The sequence below is a fragment of the Nostoc flagelliforme FACHB-838 genome, assembly GCF_014698065.1.
GTDB classification, from domain to species: domain Bacteria; phylum Cyanobacteriota; class Cyanobacteriia; order Cyanobacteriales; family Nostocaceae; genus Nostoc; species Nostoc flagelliforme_B.
On sequence record NZ_JACJSI010000036.1, the window covers coordinates 1 to 14,424 of the forward strand.

Sequence of the window (14,424 nt, forward strand, 5' to 3'; positions counted from 1 at the left end):
GAGCGCATCCAAGAAATATTCGACCAACTTACTTTTGAGCAGGTAATTTCTGTCTCTTCTTACAACTTTATTCTAGAAGCTTTATTCTATGCAGCTTCATATTAAATTGGTATTATTACTGGGGTTATCAGTCTTAATATTGACTCAATTGAGAGCTTCGCTACTTTTCTACAAACCTTTATCGTAGCGTTCTGCAGGAAAGGTATCACCAATTTATCAGTAATATAGACAATTACAGAGGGCAAATTGTTGAGATTGCTCATATCATAATGCTGAGGTATAAATCCATCTCAGTCAATGCTGATATTGAGTAATAAATATTACACGACTATGAAAAAGCAAATTCTAGGTGCGGCTGCATTTTTAACCACGATTAGTTTGACAACAACCGTACAAGCAGCAAATTCTGAACATGTTAGACAGTTATTAGCAACTAAACAATGTCAAAACTGTGATTTGAGTAGTGCAGGTTTAGTGATGGCTGACTTATCTGGAGCGAATTTGAGCGGTGCTAATCTCACAGGTGCTAACCTCAGCCGTGCAAACTTGAGCGGCGCAGATTTGCGGGGTGCAAACTTGAGTGGCGCTAGTTTATTTGGTGTTAACTTGAGCGAAGCTAAATTTAGTGGAGCAAATTTGACGGGTGCTGATTTGAGAAATAGTTATTTAGCAAATGCAGAACTGACTGGTGCTTACCTGAATGGTGCTAACTTTCAGGGTGCAGTTGGGATACCATCACAAATTGCTTCACCAGAAGAATTTTATGCTTTGGGTGTAGCAGAAGGGCAAAAAGGCAACCAACAGCAAGCAATCAGTTATTTTAATCAAGCGATCGCTATTAAACCAGAATTTGCGGGTGCTTATTTAGCTCGCGGTGTCGCCCGTTACCAAATACTAGATAGACAAGGTGCATTTCAAGATGCCCAAATTGCTGAAAAGTTGTTTACATCCCAAAGCAATACCCCTGGAACCCAAACAGCCCAAGCTTTTATTAAAGAACTGCAAACACCCGTAAATGAGAAGGTAAGTGCTGGTAGCCCCAGTTTCGTTGACTTTTTAGGAAGTCTAGGCTCAGTTTTACTCCAGTTCTTTCCTTTTTAAAGGGGATAATAACAAATGACAAATGACAAATAACAAATGACTTTATCTCAGGAATTATGGGCAGCAAATCAAGACTTAGCCCAAGCTTGCCTAGAGCATCCTTTCGTTCAAGGCATTGGCGATGGTACTCTTGAGCAAGCTAAATTTGCTTACTACGTAGGGCAAGATGCTTTTTTTTTAGAAGCTTTTGCCCGTGCGTACAGTATTGCCGCAGCTAAAGCACCAGACTGGTTAGGTTTCACTACATTTCATAACCTAGCTAGTGGAGTTTTAGAAGAACTGCGGCTGCATAGTGGCTATGCTTCCCAGTGGGGAGTAAATTTGCATTCTGTGGAACCTGCATCCGCTACCCGTCGCTATACTGACTTTCTGTTAGCAACTGCTTGGGGTGGAGATGTGGGTTTAACTGCTGCGGCAATGTCTCCCTGTATGCGTTTGTATGCCTTTTTGGGAGAAAAGTTAGCTGCTAACGGCATTCCTAATCATCAATATGCAGACTGGATTCGTACTTACAGCAGCGCAGATTTTCAACCGCTAACGCAACAATTAGAAAATTTGGTTGACAATNATGCCACTACTAATTCTGTTGTGCATTCAACCTATCGTTATGCGATGTTTTGTGAACGCGACTTTTTTCAGGCTGCGTGGATTTTGGAGTAAGGTAGCACAACTAGCTGTGCTACCTTATGAACTTAACGAATAATACCTGCCCCATTAGGTAAAATAAACTTAGACATTGCTCAAGCTGCCTTTGCCGTTAGTTGCAGTTTGGGTGGGTTGAGTTGTGGGAACTGCAACAACTGAAGGAACTTGTGAAATAGATTTTTGACTAGTACTCCGCTTTCGGGTAGAGCCGCCTGCCTTTGAATACTCCATGCTGCTTCTGCCGTAGACAGTCGCAACTCCAGTAAGCATCCTTTCAGAGAGTTCCGAGAGTGTTTGCTCCATCTGAGTCATCGTCTTACGAGATTCCTCAAGATTAGACAAAAGCGTGTTATGAGCTTCTAGTGTGGCACGGGTGTTATCGATAAGGCGGGTGTAAGCCTCAATGCTTAGTCCATGCCCTAAATCTAGATTCCCATTGATGGATTTAAGCAGGGCGAGACGGCGTTGAGCTTTGTCTACAGCAGCAGAACCGCGAGTTTTTAAAGACATGGGAGATATTCCTGGAATACTTCTATTTCAACATAATGGCGTGTGCTTCTGCGTGATAAGAGTATTTTTATGTATTTAATTTAAACGCAATATATAAGATTTGCCCTGTGTTTGTACTTATTGAGTTGTATCTGTCTCTTGTTTGGGGATGAACGCAATTAGCAAATGCTGTCGCCGAACAAGCAAATGCGATCGCCAAACAAGAAAATGCTGTCGCCGAACAAGCAAATGTGATCGCTTAACAAGCAAATGCTGTCGCTCAACAAGCAAATGCTGTCGCTCAACAAGCAAATGCTGTCGCTCAACAAGCAAATGCTGTCGCTCAACAAGCAAATGCTGTCGCTCAACAAGCAAATGCGATCGCTGCTTTTTAATCAATTCACCATATATTTTCAAAATTAAGCATAAATCCAGGCAGTATATCTTCTCCTGATAAACTAGCAGGAGATTGCAGCACTTCAATATATCTACCAGAGCGATAAATTTCTACTTGCCGAGTTTCTAAATCAATTAACCAACCTAATCTAGCACCGTTGTCTCGGTACTCTTGCATTTTATTTTGTAGCCTTGTCAAACAATCAGTATCAGAACGCAATTCCATTACAAAATCAGGACATACAGGCGGAAACCTCTCTTTTTGCTCTTGTGTAAGAGAATTCCATTTGTCACGTTTTAACCAAGATGCGTCAGGCGATCGCACTGATCCATTTCGTAAAATAAACCCAACCGAAGAACCAAAAACTATACCTAGTGATTCATCACGATTCCATACTCCAAGTTGAGCAGTTAAATTAGCATTGCGGTTGCTGGTTAAACCTCCAACTAGAGGCATTAGTAGCAATGTGCCATCAGCATTACGCTCAAATCTGATTAATTCATTTATCTGACATAACTGGAAGAATTGCTCATCTGTTATTTGAAGAACAGGAGCAAAGTTGATAGTTAAGGCATCCATAGAAAAATTTAAACTTGAATATTCTTATCAAAATGCCAAATGGGAATGTACTTTAGCAAAAAAATATTTAGAATGATTAAATATAATACCAATTTAATGTGAAGTTACATATATCTTGATCCCCCTAAATCCCCCTTAAAAAGGGGGACTTTGATATTATGATAGATGTTTTTCCGGTTCCCCCGTTGTTAAGGGGAGCCAGCGCGGTCTTGGGGGTTTCCCCCATGAGCGACTGGCGTGGGCTAGGGGGGATCGAATTATATGCAACTTCATAAAAAATTGGTATAAGTATTGATTATTTTATCCGCAGCACCAGTTAATATTTCATCCATCCAAGCATTTATGCTTTTGCCAGCCTTTTTAGCAGCAATAAATATTTTGCGGTGGTGTTCAGGTGTTGTGCGGAATGGAAGTTTACGACAGTTGAAGAATGGCGGACTCAATTTGCTCAAGCGTTAACATAAAGGGATATAAGTTTCACTTTGAATAAAGTATAGCTTGCCTGGTGATTTTCCTTGTGTTGGAACTAATGTAGCGATCGCCTTGCAGAAACCTTCAAAAATAACGCGATCGCTTGTTGTAGAAGAGTGAGCAATGTTTACGATGGGCTACGCCTACGCCTGACAGAAAACCTCAAAACAAAGTGTAGACGCATAGCGGCTTGTCGTTAGACATCGCCCGTAATTATAGTGTTAGGTTCGCTTCTGCCACGATTTTGGATCTCTGCGACCATGAAAAATTGCCGTCACTATTACTCGACTCGACACAATCCGATAGTACACAGCATAGGGAAATCGTCGCACTACTGCTCGTCGAATATCACCGTAGACAATTACATAGGATTCTGGCATCTGAGAAATTCGATTCACCGTTTCGTCTACACAGTCTAAAAACTCGTCACCCAGACCGGGTTTCTGAGTCTCGTACCAACTGTGCGCCTCATTAAGTTCTTCTCGAACCTCTGGGCGAAACACCAGGACATAATTCATTGCTGCCCCTTAATTGATGCTTTGATTTCCTCCCAAGTCAGCACATTATCTGGATTTGAATTATAGTCAGAAGTTCGACGATCAAGCTCTCGCTTTTGTGCATCGGTTAAATCAGGGTAAACTTGCTCTGCTGCGATGCTATCCCAAATTGCCTGCACAATACGGATTCTATCTTCAACACTCAGAGTTGCAATCTCGTTCAAAGTAGCTGTGATATCCATATTGATTAATTTGGAGGAAAAGTAAGCGACTGATATATCTCAAATATAACGGAGAAGATTTTGTCGATCAAATTGAACGGTGCAATTGACAATCCGACCGTTTAAAAACTTCATAACAAGCCTGTGAACGATCGCCTTACAGAAAACCTCAAAAACAAAGCGATCGCCTGTTGTGGAAGAGTGAGCGATCGCTTTATTTATAAATATTCAATTCTCAATCTTGCGAGGCTGCCATAGGCTCCTATCACAACCCCAACCAATACCGCAAAGATTGCTCTAAAAGTTCAGCATCAGCATCAGCTAACTTGCCAATCACTTTGACAACTAAGCTTTTATGCACTGTGTATAAACCTCTCTTGACTGCTGTAGCCACGTTTAGCCCTGCTGCTGCCCATTCAGACAAGACAAACTCACCTTCTAGCAATGCTCCAGTTTTGCTCGTCAAGGGTGTAATTAGGATATCTTGAGAAACGTGTGGCGCACTTACAACAACAGCAGGTCTAACTTTTGAACTGGACAAATCTGAAAAGGGATACTGAACCAAAATGATGTCATTTTTAGAGTAGTTCGGCATAGACATCATCCTCAGCGTTATCCCAAACTGATGAGAGTGATGTTTGACTGGTTTGAAGCCAAAATTCAGTTTCATCATCAGGAAGCAGCGTCACTAACACTCTTGTCCCTTCCGGTAATTCCTCTGACTCCAGCAATTCGATTTTTCCTTCCCGAACAGTAGCCCAAAGCGTTTTTAGCATATCTGTTTTATGAATAGTCATGCTTTAATTTTATGCTTTGATAGTTTATGAGGTGCGATCGCCTTACAGAAAACCTTAAAAACAAAGCGATCGCCTGTTGTCCAAGAGTGAGCGATCGCCTTGTAGAAAACTTCAAAAATAAAGCGATCGCTGTTGTGGAAGAGTGAGCGATCGCCTTATAGAAAACTTCAAAAACATACCGATCGCTGTTGGGCAAGAGTGAGTGCGTTAGCGAAGCTCACCGTAGGTATCGCCTGACAGAAAACCTCAAAAACTATGCGTAGACACGTAGCAGCTTGTCGCTAGACATCGCCTGTTGTGGAAGGGTGAGCGATCGCAATAGTTATTTTGATAAACGTGTTAGTGTTGGATACACTCATAGTTTGAGTCTTTTTTGTATGTTGCGATCGCTGATTTGATGATGGCATTGTAGGCGGTCGCCTTGCAGAAACCCTCAAAAATAATGCGATCGCCTGTACGCAAGAGTAAGCGATCGCTTGTTGTGGAAGCGTAAGTGCGATCACCGTGTAGAAAACTTCAAAAACAAAGCGTAGACGCGTAGCGGCTTGTCGTTAGACATCGCTGTTGTGAAGGAGTGAGCAACGTCTACGACGGGCTACGCCTACGCCTTACAGAAAACTTCAAAAACCCTCATACATAAGAATTTAATTAAATCAGAAGTAATATACTAAAAATTTAGCATATCCTAGTTATACTTATTGTATAATCGCACACATCATGAGATGAATAACAATGAATATTGCAATCATTTTGGCAGTTAGCGAGTATCAAAATACCAACTCATTGCCAGGTTGTATTTTGGATGGTCAGCTTATAAAGAGCTTGTTGGACGAAACAGGTAAATATGACGAACTTCTTTTTATTGACCAGGGGACGGATAGCATTAAAGTTAAGGAAAAACTATCTGAATTTATTACAAATAACCAGGGCAAACCATTTGATGAAGTCTTCTTTTACTACACGGGGCATGGCGATTTTTACAATAATGAGTTTTACTATATCTTGTCAGATTTTAATAGAAATTCCTACAGACAAACGTCTCTAGCAAATTCTGAGTTAGATAATCTTCTCAGACAGCTAAATCCAAATTTGACTATAAAAATTATAGATGCTTGCCATTCAGGAGTTACTTATATAAAAGATAATGATGTTTTTTCTAAACATTTAGATGACTCAAAACGGCGTTTTAATAATTGTTATTTTATGTTCTCTTCAATGAGCGATCAGGTATCATATCAAAATAATATAATTAGTCATTTTACAAAAAGTTTCATTGATTCAGTATTGAAATATGAGTCTACAGATATAAGATACAAGCATATCGTTGATTATATCTCTGATGATTTTGAAAAAAATTCTTTACAAAATCCATTCTTTGTGACTCAAGCAAGCTTTACAGAGATTTTTTGTTCTGTTAATCATAAAATAAGAACCATGCTATCAATACAGATGGATAACTTATTAGAAAGCAAATCTGAAACTGATGATTTGAAAGTTTTATCTTTAGTAAACATGGTTAAAAATGATGCTGAAAGATACTGTTCAGAGGAGGAAGCATTAGAAGTTATAAACAAAGTGAAGAACTTTGTTGAAAACTGTCAATATTCATCTGATATGGTTGACTTGTATAGCATAAATTATAAGTTTGAGAGTGACTATAACTCTATTTCGGAATACAGTGACTCTATTGGAAAATGGCTTAAAGACAACAATAATAACTATTTTTCAAAAGTCACTTATCGACGTGAATTAATTAAAAAAAGTGGGATAAGAACTCTTGCTCAAACTATAGCTGATATTTCTGTCTTTTATGGAGATGATGGAGATGATGAAAACTATAAAACTGTAATATCTGGATTTGAATTAACTGTAGATGTTCCATTTAAAGTGATTCATATTTATGCTTATCCAAAATACCCAAATCTAAATTGTTGTGATTGTAAAATTGCTTTTGTTTTTTCTCAAGCCAGTATTAGATTTTTCTATTTTTACTCCACCTTCAAGTTAGAGAACTGGAAAAAGTATTCTGATGATTCTAGTTCCAAGCGTCAAACAATTGAAGTTGAAATAAAAAACTTTGATCAACTAAAAGAAACTTTATCTAATATTTTAAATAAATTTGATTCCTTTGTACTAGATCCGTTGAGAGCTAAATATGATTTTGATTAAAGATAGGAGAACAACTTAAAACAGTTGAATGGTTAAACTTCAACGAATACCCGATTATCAATCCCAAAACATTGACTTACCGACAACCTTACTCTAACTTAGCCTTTAACACCAACACATGAGCTTTATTCTTGTTAGTGTTATCCAGAATTTTCCGCACAACATCTTTTTTCTACATCCCGTGAAAACTTAGATAAATGCAGAAGGCACGGTAATACCGTGCCTTCTAGCTCATTGCTTAATATCTAAACCTAGTCTATCCCTTCAATTCGGTCTTCAACCTCTTGGTACAACTCGCGCAGACGATCTAAATTATCCTCGCTAGTCTCCCAATAACCGCGTCCATTCACTTCCAACAAAGTTGATACAATCTTGCGGAAAGAATGGGGATTAAGGTTCAACAAACGTTTCTGCATTTCTTCATCTTTGATGAAGGTTTCGTTAGTATCCTCATAAATCCAGTTATCTACAGCGCCGGCTGTCGCACTCCAACCTGTTGTATTCACCAACCGCTTGGAGAGTTCGCGCACACCTTCGTAACCGTGAGACAGCATCCCCTCGTACCATTTGGGATTTAATAATTTGGTACGCGCATCCAAACGCACGGTTTCTGATAATGTTCGCACTTGGGCGTTAGCTGTGGTTGTATCTGCAATATAAGATGCTGGTTTTTTACCATCACCCCGCAGACTTGCCACCAGCTTAGTGGGATCTGAATCAAAGTAGTGGGAAACGTCCGTTAAGCTAATCTCGGAAGAATCCAAATTTTGGAAAGTTGCATCAGCAGTTTTCAATGTACTTTCAAAAATCTGCCGGGATTCATCCATGATTCCGGGGTTATCGGAATTGAAGGAGAAGGATTTCCGGTTGAGATACATTTCTTGCAACTCGGCTTCGCTATCCCAAGTGCTGTTTTCTACCGCCAAGTTGATATTTGACGAGTAGGAACCAGAAGCGTTGGAGAAAACGCGCGTCGCTGCTTGACGCAGATTAATCCCCATATCTTGGGCTTGTTGCAAAGCGTGTTTGCGAACAAAGTTCATTTCTAAGGGTTCATCTGCCTCAGCCGCCATCTTCACCCCTTGGTCTAGCAGGTTCATTTGGTTGATGAACAAGTCGCGGAATACACCAGAACAGTTGATTACTACATCAATTCTGGGTCGTCCCAACTCTTCTAGAGATATCAATTCCAACTTGTTCACCCGTCCCAAGGCATCGGGAACTGGACGCACACCCACCATCCACATAATTTGCGCTAGGGATTCACCGTAAGTCTTGATGTTATCGGTTCCCCAAAGGACGCAGGCGATGGTTTCTGGCCATTTTCCTTCGTTTTCTGCCTTGTTACGTACCAAAAGCCGATCTACAACGATTTTAGCTGATTGGACTGCTGCTGTTGTGGGGATGGATTGCGGATCGAGTGCATGGATATTCTTACCTGTGGGCAATACATCCGGGTTGCGGATGGGATCGCCACCTGGGCCGGGTAAGATGTACTCACCTTCCAAGCCTCTGAGTAATGCTCCGAGTTCGTTGTCGGCACAAACTTGTTGCAGGCAGAATTCCAAATACTCAAATAGGGGTTTTAGGGCTGCGCCATCGACTTTGGGATAGCCGAGTTTATGCAATGCTTCTACCCAAGGTTCCTTTTTACCCATGTTGAAGAAATTCAACCGGGAAACCAGAGAAACTCGTCCTTCCGCGTCGATTTGCTCTTGGACAAGGGCAGTAACTGCTGCACGGGTTGCCAAAGTGATATCTTGCAATAACTGGACATCTTCTAAAATGCCTCGATCGTTATTTTGGTAGATATCGTCAATGTTACGCCCAATGCTGTTAGCGATAATTCCCGGTAAGCCTTGAAGTCCTTCTTCTTGACGATCTAGACTAGCAATGTTGACGAGAGTTGCGATCGCTTCTTCTGCACTTGGGGGTTTACCAATAACGTGCAACCCACAAGGCAACAACCGAGACTCGATTTCCATCAACCTGCGGTAGACGTTGCCAACAATATTATCCCGCTCATCGGTACTCATGTCTCTGGCATCGGTTTCTGGCAGGTTAATATCCTTATCCAGATTCACGATCCGGCATTTATCCATGATGCTGTTAACAATGGAAACACCGCGTCCACTATCTTTTAAGGTTTGGTAGGAAGCAATTAACTCGCTGAGTTCCTTCAAACCTTTATACAAACCAGCATTTTCTGCCGGCGGTGTCAAGTAAGAAATTGTTTCGGCATAACTCCGACGTTTGGCAATTGTCGCTTCACTCGGATTATTCGCTGCGTAGTAGTACAAGTTGGGAATTGAGCCAATCAAGTTATCTGGATAACAATCACCAGACATCCCCATTTGTTTACCTGGCATGAATTCCAAGGAACCGTGTGTACCAAAGTGCAGTACAGCATCAGCTTTCCAAACTTGCTCTAGGTAAGTGTAGTAAGCAGCAAAACCGTGGTGAGGACTAGCTGAACGGGAGAACAACAGCCGCATCGGGTCGCCTTCGTAACCAAATGTAGGTTGTACACCGATGAAGACGTTACCGAATTGTTTACCATAAATCAGCAGGTTTTGCCCATCGCTGTTGAGATGTCCCGGAGGTGGCCCCCAGTTTTCCTCTAGGCGTTGAGAGTAAGGGGTAAGTGCCTCATACTCAGGAACCGACATTTTGTAAGCAACGTTCAGTTCTGGGCTGTTGTACTGCGCTTGGGCGTCATGGATGACTTCTTGCATCAACGCTTCGGCTGATTCTGGCAATTCTGGTAAGTCGTAGCCGTTATTTTTGAGAGCTTTCATCACCTCGTAAATGGAGCCGAAAACATCCAAGTAAGCGGCGGTTCCCACGTTGCCTTTATCTGGCGGGAAGCTGAAAACGGTGATGGCGACTTTTTTATCTAGCTTCGGCTTGCGGCGGAGGTTAGCCCATTTTAAGGCGCGTTCGGCTACAGCTTCAACCCGATCGCGCAGTGCGATCGCTTTGCCTGTAGTCCCATCTCTACCTGATAAAATTATTGGCTCAATTGCGCCATCCAATTCAGGAATCGCAATTTGCAAAGCTACTTGAATAGGATGTAACCCTAAATCGCTATCCATCCACTCTTCTGTGGTTTGGAATACTAAGGGTAACGCCACCATGTAAGGACGGTTTAAGCGTTTGAGTGCCTCAATTGCCTTGGGATGATCTTGTCTGGCTGGGCCACCTACTAAAGCAAAACCAGTCAGCGATATCACTGCATCTACCAACTGTGTGTTGGTATTTGGTTCATAGAAGTAAGCCTCAACAGGCTTGGAGAAATCCAAACCACCAGCAAAAACAGGTAATACCCGTGCGCCTAGTGCTTCCAACTCCTGCACCATTGCTACATAATGGGCATCATCCCCTGTAACTAGGTGAGTGCGTTGCAATACTAACCCGACACAAGGAGCTAGGGGATCTTTTAGATCACTAGAAATATCCTTACGAGCTGTATACCAATTAAGGTACTCTCTGACATCTTCAAACATACTCGGAGCCAAAGGATGCCAAATCCCTAAATCGGGATAAACAACTGGCTGTTGATATGTAGAAGGTGCAATTTGTTTTTCTAAACCTTTAAATACATATTTATCAGCTAGCATCAACAAGAAGTTTTCCAGGTTTTCTGGAGAACCACCTAGCCAATACTGAAAACTGAGCATGAAATTTCGGGCATCCTGTGCCTTATCCATCGGTAAAAACTTCAGCACTTGCGGCAGCGTTCGCAAAAGCTTCAGCATTCCATCTTGGAATCCTGCACCTGATTTTTCTTTGCGTTTCCGCATGAATTGCGCGATCGCACTTTTTGACTGACCCAACTGTGCTAGAGAAAAGCTGCCCATTTTACTCAGGCGCATTACTTCTGGCATCGAGGGAAAGACAACGGAAACGTCTAGATGATCGCGGTGTGGTTCTACTGCTGCTACTACTTTCTGTGCTAAGTCTTCGATGAAAATGAGGGAAGCGATGAAGATATTCGCACTCTCAATTTCTCGTTTGAACTCCTCATAGTTCTCTGGGTCGCGGAGTTCCTCAATCAAGTACCCACTGATTTCAATCGCCAAGTTGGGATTGTTCGCGTTAATCGTGCGAACCGCTTGCGACAAAGCACTCTGGTACTGGGACTCAAGCACGACATAGACCACCTTGATTAAATTACGTCCGCGTAAATTATCAGGCGCAATGTGTCTAATGGTGGACTTGACGTGTGTGAACATGCTTCTTCGGCTCCTTTGATGCGTGTTCTCTCTGTAAGTTCCTAGCGGCATCATCAGCCACAGGTAACTTTGTGATCTTTAGGCAATATGTGTTTTTTATCAGAAAACGCTTGCCCAGTGGGCATTTTATCGTGTATCTGACACAAATCGATATAAAAAACGAAATATTTCTTTGTAATTGTTGACTTTACATAGAAGTATTCGCTCACTTATTTGTAAATTTTTTGTAATACTTATTTTTAATAGTTAAATAGCTATTTAGAGATTTAACTCCATTTAACGAAACTTGCCTATGCTGACTAAAAAATATTTAGTCAGCATAGACAGGCTCCAATTATGTATGTCGTTGCCATTTATACCATTTATTAAGTAGGTAAGGTTTCTTTCGGGTAAGATTCCAAGTTCTCAAGATTTAGATTCTTTAGAAGATGAATTAAATAATTTAGATAATTATAAAAGCAATTAGTATTTATCTTTTGCGTAAATCACACCATACTTGATAAGCAAATAGGATAAAAATGAAGTACAAAATTTCTCGTCATGCACAGACAGAAATGAAGAGAAGAAATATATCTCAATTTTTAGTTGAATCTGTTCTTAATGCTCCTGGGCAAGTAATCTTAGAAGAGGAAGGCAAAAAAGTCTACCAGTCAAAAATTGACTTTGGTAGTGGAAAAACATTCTTACTGCGCGTTACCGTAGTAAATGATATTAACCCGGCAGTTGTAATAACCGTATATAAAACTAGTAAGATTGAAAAATACTGGAGAGAAATATGAAAATTAACTATGACCCAGAAGTAGATATATTAAGAATTATATTTAGTGATGTATCGATAGAAGATAGTGACGAAGAAAAGCCGGGTATAATCTTAGATTACGACGAAGATGGAAATATTATCGGGCTAGAAATATTAGAAGCTTCCAGAAGAATCGATAATCCACGTTCCCTAGAGTATTCGATTTCTACATAATAAAGCTTGGAATCTCGAAGAGAAGCAATTCGCTTGCGGTTGGGATTGCTTCATTTCGCTTCTCTACGAGACGCTACATTCGCAATGATATTGTGTAATTAATTATGTCTAAGGATTGCGTTTCGGGTAAAAACCGTCCATTTTCAACTGTATTTAAGTTAAAATCGCGTTTTACTTTTGACAGCGAGAAGTCACTATAAGACATTGTTAATTAAACTTTATGGGATGGGATGCGATCGCAGCACCAAAGCAATCTGACAGTGTTCCAGCTAGTGGGGCAATTAACCCACTAAGTACAGGCGACACGGCTAGTAGCAGCCCTACTTTTACCGTCGGATATTGCTTGACTCCCTCTAAAAAGAAACGGACGATGAGTAGCGAACCGCCAATAACAATGAACGCTAGCCAGCCACTTAGCAACCCCATACTCAACTGAAGATTGCGAAACAGGTGCAGTTCTAGTAATGGCTGCTGTGCGATCGCTTCAAGTACCAAAAAAGTTGTGAAACTCACGGCTGCGGCAGGCATTTGGGGACTGATTTGGCTAGCGATGTCTACGACGGGCTACGCCTACGCGCCTCGTTTTCGACATAATAAAAGCTATTAGGCACAGGGCATTTTTGGAAGAAGCCATACCACAGCACAGGTTTTGCCAATGCAGACAAACAGCGCGTAATATTAGTATCATCTATAACCAAAATAGCTTCCTGATTGCCCAGTTATTAATATATAGTATGGCTAAAATTACCGTTTGCATTCCTACTTTTAATCGTGTTCATCTTCTCCCCTATGCCATTGACAGTGTACTCAACCAGTCTGAGCAAGACTTTGAGCTAATTGTTTGTGATGACGGCTCTAGCGATCGCACACCTGAGTTAATGTCACAGTATACAGACCACCGAATTAAATATATCCGTCATCTGCAAAATATTGGTAAAAGTAATAATATGCGTTCTGGCTTTGATGCTGCCAGCGGTGAATATTTTATTAAATTTGATGATGATGATCGACTAACACCCGATTTTCTCGCAAGTACCGCAGCTATTCTTACTCAAGACTCTAGCATTGATTTTGTTGGTACAGACCATTGGATAATTGATATCAACAATGTGCGGGATGAGGTAAAAACTCAAGAAAATTCTCATCGCTGGGGTAGGAAGAATTTACCAGCAGGTGTTGTAGATAATTTGTTGGAAGTGGTATTTATTCAGCAAAGCTTTCAAGTTGGGGCGACATTATTTCGCCGTAAAACATTGCAAGAATTAGGATATATGCAGCCAAATCTGCAAAACTGTGAGGATAATGATTTATTTGTGCGTCTGGCTTTGGCTGGAAAAAAGGGCTATTATTTACCAGAATTATTGATGGAATATCGCTCTCATGCGGAGCAGCAAGGTATAAATAGAGCCATTCCTTATTTATTTGATAAAATCCGGTATTTAGAAAATTATAAGTTTGAGTTTGAGAAAATAGAGACAATCAGGAAAAATCGTTTAACTGAAACGCAATTATTATTAGGTTTGCGTTTAATTGAAAACGGTGAAACGCAAAAAGGCAGAGAGCTAGTTCTAGCAGGAAAGTCTTTTTCGACTGCTAAAGCTTGGACTGGTTTAGGATTATCGTTATTACCAGTTGGGTTGCGAGGTAAGGCGTTTAATGCACTGCGACAGATGCGGGGTTAGAAAATAGTTATTGAAATGTTTCACATAGAAGTGCAGAGAAAATTATGCAGGGTTTAACACTGTGAAGAACTTCTCCTAATACGGTTCAGTTAGCCCAAAAAACTTTAAGCTGCGTAGGTTGGGTTGAGGAACGAAACCCAACATTAAGCCTTAATCGTTGGGTTTCAC

At 40.9% G+C, this 14,424-nt stretch carries 17 protein-coding genes and 1 pseudogene; 6 read left to right on the top strand and 12 right to left on the bottom strand.

Features of this window, described 5'->3' with window-relative positions; all coding sequences use genetic code 11:
* Window positions 1-330: 330 nt before the first annotated feature.
* Both H6G97_RS18460 and H6G97_RS18465 read left to right on the top strand, forming a co-directional pair.
* A complete protein-coding gene (locus tag H6G97_RS18460) occupies window positions 331-1,101 on the top strand; it encodes a pentapeptide repeat-containing protein (RefSeq protein ID WP_190942178.1) in 771 nt (256 codons plus the stop codon).
* Between the two features lie 36 nt (window positions 1,102-1,137).
* Window positions 1,138-1,761: a TenA family protein gene (locus H6G97_RS18465; RefSeq protein ID WP_190942179.1), complete on the top strand. Its 624-nt coding sequence runs from the start codon at window positions 1,138-1,140 to the stop codon at window positions 1,759-1,761.
* A gap of 69 nt (window positions 1,762-1,830) precedes the next feature.
* Here the strand turns inward: H6G97_RS18465 and H6G97_RS18470 are convergent, their stop codons facing one another.
* The 10 genes and pseudogenes from H6G97_RS18470 to H6G97_RS18515 form a co-directional block, all read right to left on the bottom strand.
* A complete protein-coding gene (locus H6G97_RS18470; RefSeq protein ID WP_190942180.1) occupies window positions 1,831-2,256 on the bottom strand; it encodes a hypothetical protein in 426 nt (141 codons plus the stop codon).
* Window positions 2,257-2,373: 117 nt separating this feature from the next.
* Window positions 2,374-2,634: a hypothetical protein gene (locus tag H6G97_RS18475; RefSeq protein WP_190942181.1), complete on the bottom strand. Its 261-nt coding sequence runs from the start codon at window positions 2,632-2,634 to the stop codon at window positions 2,374-2,376.
* 1 nt (window position 2,635) lies between these two features.
* The gene (locus H6G97_RS18480; RefSeq protein WP_190942182.1) at window positions 2,636-3,211 is read right to left on the bottom strand and encodes a Uma2 family endonuclease; all 576 of its coding nucleotides are present in this window, start codon (window positions 3,209-3,211) and stop codon (window positions 2,636-2,638) included.
* 269 nt (window positions 3,212-3,480) lie between these two features.
* Window positions 3,481-3,627, bottom strand: a pseudogene (locus H6G97_RS18485) (toxin-antitoxin system HicB family antitoxin); the annotation flags it as partial.
* Between the two features lie 276 nt (window positions 3,628-3,903).
* Window positions 3,904-4,200 (bottom strand): type II toxin-antitoxin system RelE/ParE family toxin, encoded by a 297-nt coding sequence (locus H6G97_RS18490; protein ID WP_190942183.1) that lies wholly within the window; start codon window positions 4,198-4,200, stop codon window positions 3,904-3,906.
* The gene (locus tag H6G97_RS18495; protein ID WP_190942184.1) at window positions 4,197-4,421 is read right to left on the bottom strand and encodes an addiction module protein; all 225 of its coding nucleotides are present in this window, start codon (window positions 4,419-4,421) and stop codon (window positions 4,197-4,199) included. Before H6G97_RS18495 ends, H6G97_RS18490 begins: the two co-directional genes overlap by 4 nt.
* Window positions 4,422-4,665: 244 nt before the next feature.
* Window positions 4,666-4,995 (bottom strand): type II toxin-antitoxin system PemK/MazF family toxin, encoded by a 330-nt coding sequence (locus tag H6G97_RS18500; protein ID WP_190891626.1) that lies wholly within the window; start codon window positions 4,993-4,995, stop codon window positions 4,666-4,668.
* Complete coding sequence (locus H6G97_RS18505; protein WP_242054986.1) at window positions 4,979-5,197, bottom strand: hypothetical protein; 219 nt, start codon at window positions 5,195-5,197, stop codon at window positions 4,979-4,981. Before H6G97_RS18505 ends, H6G97_RS18500 begins: the two co-directional genes overlap by 17 nt.
* On the bottom strand, window positions 5,184-5,393 hold the full coding sequence (locus H6G97_RS18510; protein ID WP_190942185.1) for a hypothetical protein: 210 nt from the start codon (window positions 5,391-5,393) through the stop codon (window positions 5,184-5,186). Before H6G97_RS18510 ends, H6G97_RS18505 begins: the two co-directional genes overlap by 14 nt.
* 85 nt (window positions 5,394-5,478) lie before the next feature.
* Window positions 5,479-5,700, bottom strand: coding sequence for a hypothetical protein (locus tag H6G97_RS18515; protein ID WP_190942186.1), 222 nt, complete (start codon window positions 5,698-5,700; stop codon window positions 5,479-5,481).
* A 229-nt stretch (window positions 5,701-5,929) separates the two neighbouring features.
* Between H6G97_RS18515 and H6G97_RS18520 the strand changes: the two genes are divergently transcribed.
* Complete coding sequence (locus H6G97_RS18520; RefSeq protein WP_190942187.1) at window positions 5,930-7,366, top strand: caspase family protein; 1,437 nt, start codon at window positions 5,930-5,932, stop codon at window positions 7,364-7,366.
* 251 nt (window positions 7,367-7,617) lie between these two features.
* Here the strand turns inward: H6G97_RS18520 and H6G97_RS18525 are convergent, their stop codons facing one another.
* Window positions 7,618-11,601 carry a magnesium chelatase subunit H gene (locus H6G97_RS18525; protein ID WP_190942188.1) on the bottom strand — a complete coding sequence of 1,328 codons (3,984 nt, stop codon included), beginning with the start codon at window positions 11,599-11,601 and terminating at the stop codon, window positions 7,618-7,620.
* A 518-nt stretch (window positions 11,602-12,119) separates the two neighbouring features.
* Between H6G97_RS18525 and H6G97_RS18530 the strand changes: the two genes are divergently transcribed.
* Window positions 12,120-12,380 carry a DUF4258 domain-containing protein gene (locus tag H6G97_RS18530; protein ID WP_190942189.1) on the top strand — a complete coding sequence of 87 codons (261 nt, stop codon included), beginning with the start codon at window positions 12,120-12,122 and terminating at the stop codon, window positions 12,378-12,380.
* Complete coding sequence (locus H6G97_RS18535) at window positions 12,377-12,574, top strand: DUF2283 domain-containing protein (protein WP_190942190.1); 198 nt, start codon at window positions 12,377-12,379, stop codon at window positions 12,572-12,574. Before H6G97_RS18530 ends, H6G97_RS18535 begins: the two co-directional genes overlap by 4 nt.
* Before the next feature lie 207 nt (window positions 12,575-12,781).
* Here H6G97_RS18535 and H6G97_RS18540 read toward each other — a convergent pair whose 3' ends face one another.
* Window positions 12,782-13,102, bottom strand: a complete 321-nt coding sequence (locus H6G97_RS18540; RefSeq protein ID WP_190942191.1) for a hypothetical protein — start codon at window positions 13,100-13,102, stop codon at window positions 12,782-12,784.
* 206 nt (window positions 13,103-13,308) lie between these two features.
* Here H6G97_RS18540 and H6G97_RS18545 point away from each other — a divergent pair, with 206 nt between their 5' ends.
* Complete coding sequence (locus H6G97_RS18545) at window positions 13,309-14,256, top strand: glycosyltransferase family 2 protein (protein ID WP_190942192.1); 948 nt, start codon at window positions 13,309-13,311, stop codon at window positions 14,254-14,256.
* Window positions 14,257-14,424 lie beyond the last annotated feature (168 nt).

Coding starts and splice junctions, on each gene's coding strand:
- H6G97_RS18460 (WP_190942178.1), top strand. CDS start 331: ATGAAAAAGCAAATTCTAGGTGCGGCTGCATTTTTAACCACGATTAGT.
- H6G97_RS18470 (WP_190942180.1), bottom strand. CDS start 2,256: ATGTCTTTAAAAACTCGCGGTTCTGCTGCTGTAGACAAAGCTCAACGC.
- H6G97_RS18480 (WP_190942182.1), bottom strand. CDS start 3,211: ATGGATGCCTTAACTATCAACTTTGCTCCTGTTCTTCAAATAACAGAT.
- H6G97_RS18490 (WP_190942183.1), bottom strand. CDS start 4,200: ATGAATTATGTCCTGGTGTTTCGCCCAGAGGTTCGAGAAGAACTTAAT.
- H6G97_RS18495 (WP_190942184.1), bottom strand. CDS start 4,421: ATGGATATCACAGCTACTTTGAACGAGATTGCAACTCTGAGTGTTGAA.
- H6G97_RS18500 (WP_190891626.1), bottom strand. CDS start 4,995: ATGCCGAACTACTCTAAAAATGACATCATTTTGGTTCAGTATCCCTTT.
- H6G97_RS18505 (WP_242054986.1), bottom strand. CDS start 5,197: ATGACTATTCATAAAACAGATATGCTAAAAACGCTTTGGGCTACTGTT.
- H6G97_RS18520 (WP_190942187.1), top strand. CDS start 5,930: ATGAATATTGCAATCATTTTGGCAGTTAGCGAGTATCAAAATACCAAC.
- H6G97_RS18525 (WP_190942188.1), bottom strand. CDS start 11,601: ATGTTCACACACGTCAAGTCCACCATTAGACACATTGCGCCTGATAAT.
- H6G97_RS18530 (WP_190942189.1), top strand. CDS start 12,120: ATGAAGTACAAAATTTCTCGTCATGCACAGACAGAAATGAAGAGAAGA.
- H6G97_RS18535 (WP_190942190.1), top strand. CDS start 12,377: ATGAAAATTAACTATGACCCAGAAGTAGATATATTAAGAATTATATTT.
- H6G97_RS18540 (WP_190942191.1), bottom strand. CDS start 13,102: ATGCCTGCCGCAGCCGTGAGTTTCACAACTTTTTTGGTACTTGAAGCG.
- H6G97_RS18545 (WP_190942192.1), top strand. CDS start 13,309: ATGGCTAAAATTACCGTTTGCATTCCTACTTTTAATCGTGTTCATCTT.